The organism is Micromonospora sp. NPDC047738, assembly GCF_040642675.1.
GTDB lineage: Bacteria > Actinomycetota > Actinomycetes > Mycobacteriales > Micromonosporaceae > Micromonospora.
In genome coordinates this window covers 1-12,957 of sequence record NZ_JBEYSO010000063.1, presented here as the reverse complement: position 1 = coordinate 12,957, position 12,957 = coordinate 1, and the positions used below count along the sequence as shown (strand labels likewise).

General features: G+C 72.8%; 11 protein-coding genes. 9 read left to right on the top strand and 2 right to left on the bottom strand.

Going from position 1 to position 12,957, the window contains the following annotated elements; genetic code table 11:
- Positions 1 to 1,131: 1,131 nt before the first annotated feature.
- Positions 1,132 to 2,700, top strand: a complete 1,569-nt coding sequence (locus ABZ783_RS36895) for an MFS transporter (protein ID WP_357447707.1) — start codon at positions 1,132 to 1,134, stop codon at positions 2,698 to 2,700.
- 11 nt (positions 2,701 to 2,711) lie between these two features.
- Entirely contained in the window at positions 2,712 to 3,320 is a 609-nt protein-coding gene (locus tag ABZ783_RS36890) for a TetR/AcrR family transcriptional regulator (protein WP_357447704.1), read from the top strand.
- Positions 3,321 to 3,438: 118 nt separating this feature from the next.
- On the opposite strand, the gene ABZ783_RS36885 is transcribed toward ABZ783_RS36890, so the two are convergent.
- Complete coding sequence (locus ABZ783_RS36885) at positions 3,439 to 5,358, bottom strand: helix-turn-helix domain-containing protein (RefSeq protein ID WP_357447701.1); 1,920 nt, start codon at positions 5,356 to 5,358, stop codon at positions 3,439 to 3,441.
- A gap of 14 nt (positions 5,359 to 5,372) precedes the next feature.
- Positions 5,373 to 6,155, bottom strand: coding sequence for a 3-hydroxybutyrate dehydrogenase (locus tag ABZ783_RS36880; RefSeq protein ID WP_357447698.1), 783 nt, complete (start codon positions 6,153 to 6,155; stop codon positions 5,373 to 5,375).
- Positions 6,156 to 6,374: 219 nt separating this feature from the next.
- On the opposite strand from ABZ783_RS36880, the gene ABZ783_RS36875 reads away from it, so the two are divergent.
- The 7 genes from ABZ783_RS36875 (at position 6,375) to secF (ending at position 12,874) form a co-directional block, all read left to right on the top strand.
- On the top strand, positions 6,375 to 6,692 hold the full coding sequence (locus ABZ783_RS36875) for a DUF1905 domain-containing protein (protein ID WP_357447695.1): 318 nt from the start codon (positions 6,375 to 6,377) through the stop codon (positions 6,690 to 6,692).
- Positions 6,693 to 6,808: 116 nt separating this feature from the next.
- On the top strand, positions 6,809 to 7,336 hold the full coding sequence (ruvC, locus tag ABZ783_RS36870; RefSeq protein WP_357447692.1) for a crossover junction endodeoxyribonuclease RuvC: 528 nt from the start codon (positions 6,809 to 6,811) through the stop codon (positions 7,334 to 7,336).
- Complete coding sequence (ruvA, locus tag ABZ783_RS36865) at positions 7,333 to 7,935, top strand: Holliday junction branch migration protein RuvA (RefSeq protein ID WP_073835740.1); 603 nt, start codon at positions 7,333 to 7,335, stop codon at positions 7,933 to 7,935. Before ruvC ends, ruvA begins: the two co-directional genes overlap by 4 nt.
- 58 nt (positions 7,936 to 7,993) lie before the next feature.
- The gene (gene ruvB, locus ABZ783_RS36860) at positions 7,994 to 9,058 is read left to right on the top strand and encodes a Holliday junction branch migration DNA helicase RuvB (RefSeq protein WP_357447689.1); all 1,065 of its coding nucleotides are present in this window, start codon (positions 7,994 to 7,996) and stop codon (positions 9,056 to 9,058) included.
- 137 nt (positions 9,059 to 9,195) lie between these two features.
- Positions 9,196 to 9,543: a preprotein translocase subunit YajC gene (gene yajC, locus ABZ783_RS36855; protein WP_357447685.1), complete on the top strand. Its 348-nt coding sequence runs from the start codon at positions 9,196 to 9,198 to the stop codon at positions 9,541 to 9,543.
- Between the two features lie 222 nt (positions 9,544 to 9,765).
- Complete coding sequence (gene secD / locus ABZ783_RS36850) at positions 9,766 to 11,682, top strand: protein translocase subunit SecD (RefSeq protein ID WP_357447682.1); 1,917 nt, start codon at positions 9,766 to 9,768, stop codon at positions 11,680 to 11,682.
- Position 11,683: 1 nt separating this feature from the next.
- Positions 11,684 to 12,874: a protein translocase subunit SecF gene (gene secF / locus ABZ783_RS36845; RefSeq protein ID WP_357447679.1), complete on the top strand. Its 1,191-nt coding sequence runs from the start codon at positions 11,684 to 11,686 to the stop codon at positions 12,872 to 12,874.
- The last annotated feature ends 83 nt before the right edge of the window (positions 12,875 to 12,957 follow it).

Genomic DNA, 12,957 nt, shown 5'->3' with positions numbered 1-12,957 from the left:
CGGCTTGTCGGCCTGCACCGCCGCCACCGGCTTCCCAACAGCGGTGGCCGGGGCATCGGCGTGAGCAGCGATCGGACCGGCGAACACACCACCGGTGAAAGCCAGACCAGCAACACCAAGAATGCTCTTACGCAGCATCGAGTTCATGATCAAAGCTCCATTCGGGGGTCGGCGCACCACCGCCCATGGGGGTGGGCAGGGCGCGCAAGCACCGTCAGGCGCTCAAACAAGAGGGGGAAAGTCTTCGACCAGCGGCTCGCGGGGCTAGGGGTTCGCCTCTTCGCGGCGCCGGGACCATATCCAACGACCGGCGGCCCGCCATCATTCCGGGCCCGACCACCCACCACACGAGGGCAGCTTCCTCGGTCGCGAGTCATGTGCAACGACCGGTGGCCCACCAACATTCCGGCCTGGCCGACCCCGCCTCACGGGGCATCGGTCGCGGGGTTCATGTGCAACGACCGGCGGCCCATCGTCATTCCGACCCGGGTCCTGGCGGCCCCGGCTCGTGGCGTGCCTTCCTCGGCCGCGCACCAGTGTTCAACGACCCCCGGCCGCCAGAGATTCCAGGCCCAGGATGCCGGCCGTCACCCGCAAACCGGACATCGCCGACCACAACGCCCGGGCGGCGGCCGCCAACCCCCGTAGATCCACTCCAGGTGCAGCAGGAGGTGGTATCCGGCACCCACGACACCCCCACATACCGCACACGGAGTGGATTACCGCCCGGGCGCAACGAACGAGGGGACACTTTCGGGGAAAGTGGCCCCTCGGACCGCCGGAAGGCCTCACTTTCGACGAAAGTGCGCCACTGGGCGCACGGGTGCGGGACGAGGGCGGGCTAGCTAGTCAGGGCGCGACGCCGGCGCTGCACCTGCTTGTTGACCACCCGCGGTTCCGGCCCCCGTACGCGGGGCGCGAACCGCGGAGGGTGGCCATTCGGATGGCGCTGGACCACGACGGGGGTGTGGCCCGCCATGGCCGGCTGGACTCGAGCCTGACCGGGCACGTGACCTGGCGCACAAACGATACGAACCGGTTCCGTATCGAAACTCGCTCGCTTACGCTCGGGCCGTTACGAGTCTGCCCCGTATCGTATTTCGACGCGGGTGAACCGGGGGGAGAACCGGGATGGAACCGCACGAGAACACTGGACACCCGAGGAGGTGGGCGATCCTGGGGGTGCTGGTGATCAGCCTCCTCGTGGTCGTCCTCGACAACACAATTCTCAACGTCGCCCTGCGTACCCTGGCCGACCCGGTGCACGGCCTCGGCGCCAGCCAGGGCGAGCTGGAGTGGGCCATCAACTCCTACACGCTGGTGTTCGCCGGTCTGCTCTTCACCTTCGGCGTCCTGGGCGACCGCCTCGGCCGCAAGCGTTTCCTGCTGGTCGGCCTGGCGCTGTTCGGACTGGCGTCGCTGCTGTCGGCGTACGCCCAGGACCCGGCGCAGCTGATCGGCGCCCGCGCCCTGATGGGTGTCGGTGGCGCGGCCATCATGCCGGTGACGCTGTCGATCATCTCCAACGTCTTCGACCCCCGGGAGCGGGCCCGGGCGATCGGTGTCTGGGCCGGCGCGGTCGGCCTCGCCGTGGCGATCGGTCCGGTCCTCGGCGGCGTCCTGCTGGAGCACTACTGGTGGGGCTCGGTCTTCCTGATCAACGTGCCGGTGGTGGTGCTCGGCGTGGTGCTGGTCGCGTTGCTGGTGCCGGAGTCGCGCGACCCGAACCCGGACCGGGTGGACCTGTTCGGCGTGCTGCTGTCCGTGGTCGGCCTGGTCGCGCTCACCTACGGCATCATCGACGGCGGCGAGCACGGCTTCGACCGACTGCCGGTCTGGGCCGCCATCGTCGGCGGGCTGGCCGTGCTGGCCTGGTTCGTCGCCCACGAGCTGCGCAGCGACCACCCGTCGCTGGACGTCCGGCTGTTCCGGGTGCCCCGGTTCGCCGCCCCGGTGGCGCTGGTCGGGCTGGTGTTCTTCGCCGCGATGGGCGTGATGTTCTTCAACGCGTTCTACCTCCAGCTGGTCCGCGGGTACAGCCCGCTGGAGACCGGTCTGCTCTTCCTGCCGTTCGCCGCGGCGCAGCTGTTCTTCGCGCCGCGCAGCGCGGCGATGGTCCGCCGCTTCGGTGGTCGGGCCGTCGCGCTGGTCGGCCTCGCGTTGACCGCGGTGGCGCTCGGCGCCTTCGTCTTCGTCGACGCGGTCACGCCGATCTGGGTCATCCTGGTCCTGACCTTCGTCCAGGGCACCGGCATGGCCAACATCATGCCGCCGGCCACGGAGTCGATCATGTCGGCGCTGCCCCGGGAGAAGGCCGGCGTCGGTTCCGCGGTCAGCAACACGATTCGCCAGGTGGCCGGTGCGCTCGGCGTGGCGGTGCTCGGCTCGGTGCTCTCCGCGGTCTACCGGGGCGACGTCGCCACGGCGCTCGACGGCCTGCCCGCCCCGGCCCGGGCGGCCGCCGAGGAGTCCATCTCCGGCGCGTACGCGGCGGCGGCGCAGCTCGGGCCGGCCGCGCCGCGGCTGATCGCGGCGGCCAACGACTCGTTCGTGTCGGCGATGCACTGGGCGGCGGGGTTCTCCGCGCTGGTGGCCGCGCTCGGCATCGTCATCGTGCTCCGCTGGATGCCGGGCCGCCCGGTGCTCGCTCCGGCCGACGCCCGAGCGGCCGCCGAACCGGAGTTGGCTGGGACCGCGTAGGTTCGGCGACAATGTCTGACATGAGTTCCACCGCCGATGCTCCGCGGTCGCCCGGGCGACCGCGGAGCATCCGCGCGGACGAGGCGATCGTGCAGGCGACCCTGGACCTGCTCGCCGAGGGCAACACGATCGAGGCGCTCTCCATCGAGGCGATCGCCGCCCGCGCCGGGGTCGGCAAGGCCACCATCTACCGCCGGTGGCCAGGCAAGGATGCCCTGCTGCTCGACGCGCTGCGCACCCTCAAGGGCACCCCGCCCCAGCCGGCCGGCCATTCCGTCCGGGACGACCTGGTGCTCCTGGTCGGCGCGATCGGGCACAACGTCGACCCCCGGGCCGCGAAGATCATGCCTTGCCTGGTGCCCGAGGTGAACCGCAGCCCGGCCCACTACCGGCTCTACCAGACCATGGTCGAGCCGCGCCGGAAGCTGATGCGGCAGGTGCTCGAGCGCGGCGTACGCAGCGGGGAGCTCCGCGCCGACCTGGACGTCGAGTTGGCGATGGCGTTGCTGAGCGGGCCGATGCTGATGCAGCGGATGCTGCGCTGGCAGCCCGAACTGGACGACCGGATCCTGCCGGAGCGGATCGTCGACGCCGTCCTGGACGGCCTCCGCGCCCGCTGACCGGGTCCCCGTTCGCCGCCTGACACCGGGATCGGCGATGTGGCGGTGTCCGGGCCACCCGGACACCGCCGGATCGGCGAGCCGGTGGGGCAACCGCCGCACCGGCTCGCCCGGTGGCTCAGCCGGCGGGGGTACGCAGCCGGTGCAGGCGGAGCGCCAACTGCACCTCCAGGGCGCGCTCCGGCTTCTGCCAGTCCGCGCCGAGCAGCTGCCCCACCCGCTCCAACCGCTGGGTGACCGTGTTGACGTGCACGTGCAGCAGCTCCGCCGCCCGGGCCAGGCTGCCGCCCACCCCGAAGTACGCCTCCAGCGTCTTGACCAGCGCGGTGCCCCGCCGGGCGTCGTAGTCCACCACGGGCCCCACGGTCGCGGTCAGGAACCGGGCCACGTCCCGGTCGCCGGAGTCCCCGACCGCGCCCAGCAGCAGCCCGACGAAGCCCAGCTCGGCCGTGCTCGCGCCCTGCCCGGCGCGGCCCAGCGCGCCCAGCGCGGTCAGGCACCGTGCCGCCTCGGCGAACGTCGTGGCCAGCGACGCCGGCCCGGTGGACGGCCCGCTCGCCCCGGCGGTCACCGGCCGGCCGGTCACCCGGGACAGGTCCCGGGCCACCGCGCGCGCCGCGCCGCCGGCGTCCTTGCCGGGCAGCATCAGCACCACCCGGCCGTCCCGCGCCGCGGCCAGCCCGCCCCGGGTCGAGGCGTACGTGGTGGCCCAGGAGAGCACCCGCTGCCGGGCCGAGCCGGTCGCGGCGATCGCGTCGTCGCCCACGGCCACCAGCACGTGCGGGGCGTCCAGGTCCACCCCGAGGCGGCGGGCCCGGCTGCGCAGCGCGTCGGTGTCCCGCAGCGGCCGGGCGATCAGGTCGTCCAGCAGTTCGCCCCGGACCCGGCCCTCGGCCTCGGCCACGGTCCGCCGGAACAGCAGCAGCAGCGCGGTCACCAGCGCCGCCCGCTCCAGGATCCGCTGGTCCGCGTCGACCAGCTCCTCGTCCGGGCGCAGCACCAGCGCGCCCAGGTTCTCCGCGCCGGCCACCACCGCGGCGTACCAGAGCGGGCCCCGGCGTACGCTGCGCCCCTCGGTCCGGGACGCGGCCACCGCCTCCACGATGTCGGCCCGGTCCGGCTCGTCGATCTCGCCCACCCGGGCCAACCGCCGTCCCTCGGCGTCCAGCGCCAGCAGCGCCCCGCCGAGCACCTCGGCGACCGCCGCCGCCACGTCCTCGATCCCGCCGCCGCGTACCACCAGGGCGGTCATCCGGTCGTGTGCGGCCGCGGCCCGCTCCACCGAGCTGCTGTGCGCCCGGATGGTGCTGTTCGCCGCCGACAGTTCCTCCAGCGCCGAGCGGGTCTCCGCGAGCAGCCGGGCGGTGTCGATCGCCACCGCCGCGTGCGCCGCGAGGGAGACCAGCAGCGACACCTCCTCCCGGGCGAACGGCCGGGCCGACCGGTTGGCCGCGTACAGCACGCCGATCACGCTCGACCCGAGCCGCAGCGGCACGCCGAGGATCGCCACCAGGCCCTCCTCGCCGACCCCGGCGTCGATCTCTCCGGTGTGGTGGAACCGCTCGTCCTCCGGATAGTTGGCCGTCACGTACGGCGTGCCGGTCTGCGCCACCAGCCCGCCCAGGCCGGCCCCCATCGGCAGCCGCAGCCGCTGGAACCGGGCCGAGATCGAGCCGTCGGTGACCCGCATGTACGTGTCGCCGCGCTCCTCGTCGTTGAGCGTCATGTACGCCACGTCGGTGCCGAGCAGGTTCCGGGCCCGGTGCACGATCGCCCGCAGGACGTCGTCCAGATCGCGCAGCCCGGCCAGGTCGCTGGCCGTGTCATACAGGCCGGAGAGCTCGATCTCCCGACGGCGCCGGCGCTCCAGCAGCGCGCGGACCCGCAGCGCCACCACCTTCGCCTGCTCCAACTCGGCGAGCCGCTCGGCCGGCAGGCCGGCGGCCCGGGCCGCGACCAGCGGCCCTTCGAACTCCACCGCGGCGGCCTCCCGGGCCAGCAGCTCGAGAAACTCAACCGGCGACGACATGACCGACATTGTGCGGGGCGCCACTAGTTCGCCGTCCAGCCCCCGTCGAGGGCGATCGAGGCGCCGGTGATGAACGAGGCCGGCGGGGAGCACAGGTACGCCACCAGTTCCGCCACCTCCTCCGGCTCGATCAGCCGCTTGATCGCCGCCCGGGCCAGCATGATCTTCTCGACCACCTCGTCCTCGCCGATGCCGTGGGTGGCCGCCTGGTCGGCGATCTGGCTCTCCACCAGCGCCGTCCGCACGTAGGCCGGGTTGATGCAGTTGGCGGTCACCCCGTGTGCGGCGCCCTCCAGGGCGACCACCTTCGACAACCCCTCCAGGGCGTGCTTGGCCGAGACGTACGCCGCCTTGTACGGCGAGGCGCGCAGCCCGTGCACCGAGGAGATGTTGACGATCCGCCCCCAGCCGTTGGCGTACATGTGCGGCAGCGCCCGCCGGATCAGCTGGAACGGCGCCTCCACCATCACCCGCTGGATGTACTCGAAGCGTTCGACGGGGAAGTCTTGCACCGGCGCGACGTGCTGAAGGCCGGCGTTGTTGACCACGATGTCCACGTCGACGTCCAGCCGGTCCACCGCGGCCGGGTCGGCCAGGTCGATCCCCTCGGCGCGGCCGCCGGCCTCGGCGGCCACCGCCTTGGCCGCCTCCACGTTGCGGTCGACCACCAGCACCGCCGCGCCGGCCGCCGCCAGGCGCAGGGCGCAGGCCCGTCCGATGCCGCTGCCACCACCGGTCACCAGGGCGCTGCGACCGGAGAGGTCGACGCGTACGACGTGGGGGACCGCCACGGGTTCTGCCGTCATGGCGCAAGAAGTTACGAGCTGTGTGGCCGGGCGCACATGGCGTGCGGACACATACTCCGCCCGAGGGCTGTGTGGGTGGACGCGACCCGCGCCGCCCCGGCTGGCCCTGGCGGTCGGTGCCGTCGCCCGGCTCGCCCGCCGGCTGTGTCGGAGGTGCCTGGCAGAGTGACCGGTCGCAGGCATCGGCAGCGGGTGGCGGAGCGCGACGGAGGGTGGGACGTGACGGAGACCCGGGCAGGCCCCGGACGGGCGGGCAGTTCCGAGCCGGCGGCCAGCTTCCCGGCCAGCCTGTTCCGGTGGTCGGGCGCGGGCGGGTGGGTTTTCGCGCCGGTGCCGGACGCGTACGCCCCGTCCGCGGCCGGGCCGTTCGGCCGGGTGCCGGTCGTCGCCACCGTGGACGGCCGCACCTGGTCGACCAGCGTCTGGCGGGATCGGCGGCACGGCTGGCTGCTGCCCGTGCCGGCGCGGATCCGGGCCGGCAAGGACGACGGCGACGTGGTCCGGGTGTCCGTCGCGATCGACCACGCGCGGATGTAGCGGGTGGTGCGTCGCCCGGCGGTTCGCCCCCGACGGCGTGTCCGCCCCGGCGGGCGTCGGAGTGGATCGGTAGGGTGTCGAACACACGTACTGCTGGCGGTCGGGGAGGAGGCGGCGTGCGGGTGCTCGGCGTCGACCCGGGGCTGACCCGGTGCGGGGTCGGCGTGGTCGAGGGCGTGCCGGGGCGGCCCTGCACGCTGATCGCCTACTACGTCGTCCACACCGATCCGGAGGACGAGCTGCCGCTGCGCCTGCTGCACCTGGACCGCTCGCTCGCCGACCTGATCGCCGAACACCGACCGGACGCGGTCGCCGTCGAGCGGGTGTTCAGCCAGCACAACGTCCGCACCGTGATGGGCACCGCCCAGGCCAGCGGGATCGCCGTGCTCGCCGGCGCGCGCGTCGGGCTGCCCGTGCAGACCTACACCCCCAGTGAGGTCAAGGCGGCGGTGACCGGTTCCGGTCAGGCCGACAAGGCACAGATGACCGCGATGGTCACCCGGCTGCTGCGGCTGCCCGAGCCGCCCCGGCCCGCCGACGCCGCCGACGCCCTGGCTCTGGCCATCTGCCACGTCTGGCGCGGCGGGACCCGATCCAAGCTGGCCGCCGCGGCCGAGCGGGCACGACGAGGAGGAGCGCGATGATCGCCAGCGTGCGCGGCACGGTGACCGCGACGGGTCCGGACCACGCGGTGGTGGAGGTGGGCGGCATCGGCCTGGCGGTGCAGTGCGCCCCCGGTACCCTCGCCGAGCTGCGGGTCGGCCAGCCGGCCCGGCTCGCCACCAGCCTGGTCGTCCGGGAGGACTCGCTCACCCTCTACGGCTTCGCCGACGACGACGCCAAGCAGCTCTTCGAGCTGCTGCAGACCGCCAGCGGGGTGGGCCCCCGGCTGGCCCAGGCGGTGCTCGCCGTGCACACCCCGGACGCGGTCCGCAAGGCCATCGCCAACGCCGACACCGCCGCGCTGACCCGGGTGCCGGGCATCGGCAAGAAGGGCGCGGAGCGCCTCGTCCTCGAACTGCGCGACCGGATCGGCCCGGTGCCGGTCGGTCCGGACGGCGCGGCCGGGGTGACCGCGGGCGCCTGGCCGGAGCAGGTGCGCCAGGCCCTGGTCGGGCTCGGTTGGACGGCCGCCCAGGCTGAGCAGGCCGTCGCCGCGGTCGCCGAGACCGTCGACGGGGCGACCCCGCCGGTGCCGGTCCTGCTCAAGCAGGCCATCCGCCTCCTGGGCCGCACCCGATGATGAGCGCGAGGAGTGAGCCGGGGTTGCGAGCCCCGCAGTCGCGAATGAAGATCAACTCATGACGGGGGAGAACCTGGTCTCGGCCTTCGTCAGCGACGCGGAACGGGACGCGGAGGCCAGCGTCCGGCCGAAGCGCCTGGAGGAGTTCATCGCCCAGCACCGGGTCCGCGACCAGCTCGACCTGCTGCTCAAGGGGGCGATGCGGCGCGGCTCCCCGCCCGACCACATCCTCTTGTCGGGGCCGCCCGGCTTGGGTAAGACCACCCTGGCCAACATCGTGGCGGCCGAGCTGGGTTCGGGGATCCGGGTGACCAGCGGGCCGGCCATCGAGCGCTCCGGTGACCTGGCCGCCATCCTGACCAGCCTCGCCGAGGGCGACGTGCTGTTCATCGACGAGATCCACCGGATCGCCAAGCCGGCCGAGGAGCTGCTCTACAGCGCGATGGAGGACTTCCGGGTCGACGTGGTGGTGGGCAAGGGCCCCGGCGCGACCGCGATCCCGCTGGACGTGGAGCCGTTCACCCTGGTCGGCGCGACCACCCGCTCCGGCCTGCTCACTGGGCCGATGCGGGACCGGTTCGGCTTCGTCGCCCACCTCGACTTCTACGCCCCGGCCGACCTGGAGTCGCTGCTGCGCCGTTCGGCGCGGATTCTCGGCGTGCCGATCACCGACGAGGGCGCCGCGGAGATCGCCGGCCGGTCGCGGGGGACGCCCCGGATCGCCAACCGGCTGCTGCGCCGGGTCCGCGACTTCGCCGAGGTCCGGGCCGACGGCGTGGTTACCCGGGAGACCGCTCAGGCCGCCCTGACCGTGTACGACGTCGACGCGCTCGGGCTGGACCGGCTGGACCGGGCGGTGCTCATCGCGCTGGTCGACTCGTTCCGGGGCGGCCCGGTGGGGCTCTCCACCCTCGCCGTGGCGGTGGGGGAGCAGCCCGACACGGTCGAGGAGGTCTGCGAGCCGTTCCTGGTGCGGGCGGGGCTGCTGGCGCGTACGCCCCGGGGTCGGGTCGCCACCGAGGCTGCCTGGCAGCATCTGGGGCGTACGCCGCCGAATGGTACATTTGGCACCGACGCCCCTCCCGTGCCCGATCTGTTCTCCGCGCAGCCTGAAACGCCGTGATCCGAACGTGATCTGGGTCGCATTCGGTGTTCCCAGGTGCAGGGACTAGACTTCGCGCGGTCTACAGGACGTGAGAATCCGCCTCCGCTCCGGCGCCCCTCGTGCCGGTCGGGAGGCCAATGGGAAGGTCAACAACCGTGCTTTACGCAGCAGCGAGTGGCGGGGGAGCCGGCAGTCTGACGCCGATCCTCATGATCGCTCTGCTTTTCGGGGTCATGTACTTCATGATGATCCGCCCCCAGCAGAAGCGGCGTCGCGAGGCTGAGCAGATGCAGTCCGCGCTCGGCCCGGGCGACGAGGTCGTCACCATCGGTGGGCTCCACGGCACGGTCACCGCCGTCGAGGACGAGACGGTCCTGCTGGAGATCGCCCCGGGCGTGCAGACCCGGTACGCGCGCCCGGCCGTCGCCCGGGTGGTCAAGCAGGCCGAGCGCCCCGAGACGATCGAGCCGGCCGCCGAGGACGTGGAGACCGTCAAGGAGTGACCGCCGGCCCCGGACGGGGCAGCGGATTCACCCGCACAAGTGGATAGTTGGGTCGGCGTCCGGCGCCGACACGCACGGGAATTCCGGCCGGCGCCGCCGCGTCGTAACCGGGAGGCGTGTCGGCCGGCGGCGTCGACCCGTCAGAGCCGTCGGGCGGACACCCCGGCCCGACATTCGTCGCCGCTGCTCAGCGGCGCGACCGTACAGGGAGACAGGACAGCCGTGGCACCACCTCAGGGACAGATGCGCCCCGGACGGCAGCTCGCCGTGCTCGGGCTCGTCTTCGTCGTCCTCTATCTTTTGGTGTTCTTCTCGGGCGGCGCCAGCGGTGGCTGGAAGGACCGGCTGGAGCCTCGGCTCGGCTTGGACCTGATCGGCGGCACCCGGGTGACGCTGGAGGCCACCAACAGCGTGGACGGCAAGCCCCCGACGGCCGCCAACCTCGAGGAGGCGCGCCAGATCATCGAGAACCGGGTCAACGCGTACGGCGTGGCCGAGGCCGAGGTGGTCACCGAGGGCAACCGCAACATCGTCATCTCCCTGCCCGGTCAGAACCGGGATCTGACCGATGTCGGCAGCGCCGCCGAGCTGCGCTTCCGCAAGGTCCTCAAGGCCACCGACGGCAGCGGCGCCACCATCGCCCCGGCCCCGAGCGCCAGCGCCACCCCGGCCCCGTCGGGCAGCGCCACCCCCGCCCCGTCGGGCAGCGCCGCCCCGGCACCGTCCGGCAGCGCCGCGCCGCAGGCGACCGCGTCGCCGAGCGCCGGTGGGCAGGGCGGCATGGTCCCGACGCCGAGCGCCAGCGCCGCCGCGCCGACCCCGTCGGCCTCGCCGAGCGCCGCCGCGCCGTCCGGCAGCGCCGCCCCGGTGCCGCAGAGCATCGAGGAGCAGCGCAAGGCCGTCGAGCAGAAGGTCGGCGCCGCCGCGTGGTCCGCCGCCACCGGCCTGAAGGCCCCGGCCGATGTCACGGCGGATCCGTCGCTCGCCGAGAAGCTCAAGCCGTTCGGCACCCTCGCCCCGCAGGAGATCGCGGTGCTGCCGGTCGACATGCAGTACAACGTCCCGACCATCACCTGCGCCCAGCTCGACAAGCGGCCGCCGGCGTCGATCAAGGACGAGAACCAGCAGGCGGTCGCCTGCGAGTCCGGCGCCAAGTACCTGCTGGACAAGGCCAAGGTGGTCGGCACCGACGTCAAAAACGCGTCCGCGCAGCTCGACCAGACCAGCTCCTGGGTGGTGAGCCTGAACTTCACCGGCAAGGGCCAGGAGAAGTGGACCGCGCTGACCCGTGAGTCGTTCAACAACGAGGGCCAGGCCTGCGACCAGACCGCGCTCGGCCAGGACGGCAAGTGCCGGGTCGCCGTGGTGCTGGACAACGAGATCATCTCGTCCCCGGAGATCCAGGGCGTGCTGACCGGCGACTCCCAGATCAGCGGCAGCTTCGACAGCAAGACCGCCAACCAGCTGGCCAGCCAGCTGCGCTACGGCGCGCTGCCGGTGACCTTCAACCAGGCTGAAGCGCAGAACGTCACCGCGACCCTGGGCGACAGCCACCTCAAGGCGGGCCTACTCGCGGCCGGCATCGGCATGCTGCTGGTCATCATCTACTCGTTCTTCTACTACCGGCTGCTCGGCTCGGTCATCTTCCTGAGCCTGGTGCTCTCGGCGCTGCTGGTCTTCGGCGCGCTGGTGGTGCTCGGCCGGTCGATCGGGTTCACCCTCACCCTCGCCGGCATCGCCGGCATGATCGTCTCGCTCGGTGTGGCGGCGGACTCGTTCGTCATCTACTTCGAGCGGCTCAAGGACGAGATCCGGGAGGGACGTAGCCCACGCAGCGCGGTGCCGCGGGCGTGGATCCGGGCCCGTCGGACGATCATCTCGGCGAACGCCATCACCCTGATGTCGGCCGTGGTGCTCTACCTCGTCTCGGTCGGCGCGGTGAAGGGCTTCGCCTTCGCGCTCGGCCTGGCGACCGTCCTCGACCTGGTCGTCGTCTTCCTCTTCCGTCACCCGATCATGACGATGTTCGCCCGGACCCGGGCGTTCCTGTCCCCGCGGGTCAGCGGTCTCGGCCGGGCCCTGCCGGCCCGGTCGGCCGAGCAGGCCACCGCCCGCAACCCGCGCGTCAAGGAGGCCTGAGATGGCTAAGACTGGTCTGGCGTCCCGGCTCTACCGGGGCGAGGCCGATCTCAACATCGTCGGCCGGCGCAAGCTGTGGTTCGGCGTCGCCGGTGTGCTGGTGCTGGTCGCCGTGCTCAGCTTCGCCATCCAGGGCTTCAAACTCGGCATCGAGTTCGCCGGTGGCAACTCCTTCCAGGTGCCGGCGAGCGTCGGCACCCTGGACCAGGCCGAGGAGAAGGTCAACGCGGCGCTGGCGGCCAAGGGCGGCGGCGTCGAGGTGGTCACCGCGCAGAAGGTCGGCAGCACCAGCGGCGAGTACTACGAGATGCGTACTTCGCAGCTCAGCGCCGACCAGGCCAACGCGGTCAAGACCGAGATGGCCCAGGAGTTCGGCATCAACGCCGACCAGATCAGCGGCAGCCAGGTCTCCGAGGCCTGGGGCAGCCAGGTCACCTCCCGGGCGCTGCTCGGTCTGCTGATCTTCATCGCGGTGGTGGCGGTCTACCTGGTCCTGCGTTTCGAGTGGCGGATGGCGGCCGCGGCGATCGCCTCGCTGCTGACCAACCTGGTCCTCACCGCCGGCATCTACTCGCTGGTCGGCTTCGAGGTCACCCCGTCGACGATCATCGGTTTCCTCACCATCCTGGGCTTCGCGCTCTACGACGTGGTGGTGGTCTTCGACAAGGTCCAGGAGAACACCCGCGGCATCACCGCGAACAACAACATGACCTACGGCGAGGCGTCCAACCTGGCGCTCAACCAGAGCCTCATGCGGTCGCTGAACACCTCGGTGGTCGCCCTGCTGCCGGTCGGTGGTCTGCTGTTCATCGGGGCGGGTCTGCTCGGCGCCGGCACGCTCAAGGACCTCGGTCTGGTGCTCTTCGTCGGTATGGCCGTCGCCTTCCTGACCTCGATCCTGCTGGCCACCCCGCTGCTGGTGCTGATGAAGAACCAGGATCCGCGGATCAGCGCGCACAACAAGCGGGTGCTGGCTCGGCGCGGCGCGATCGCCCGGGGCGAGGTCGCCCCGAAGGGCGCGCCGCGGGCCGTGGCGGCCGGCGACGGCGACGCCATCGACCCGGAGGCGGCGGCCCTCGCCGGCGCCGCGCCGAAGGTGGGCGCCCGGCCGGCGGGCAAGCGTCCCACCGGTGCCCGCGGCGGCCGCTCCGGCGGCGGAGGCAACCGGCCGGGCGGCGCCAAGCGCCGCTGACCGGGGCAACCTTCCGGCGGCGCGCCAGCGTCGCCGGCCTGCCCGGGGACACCCGGTAGGAATCGACCGGACGGCGTCCGTCA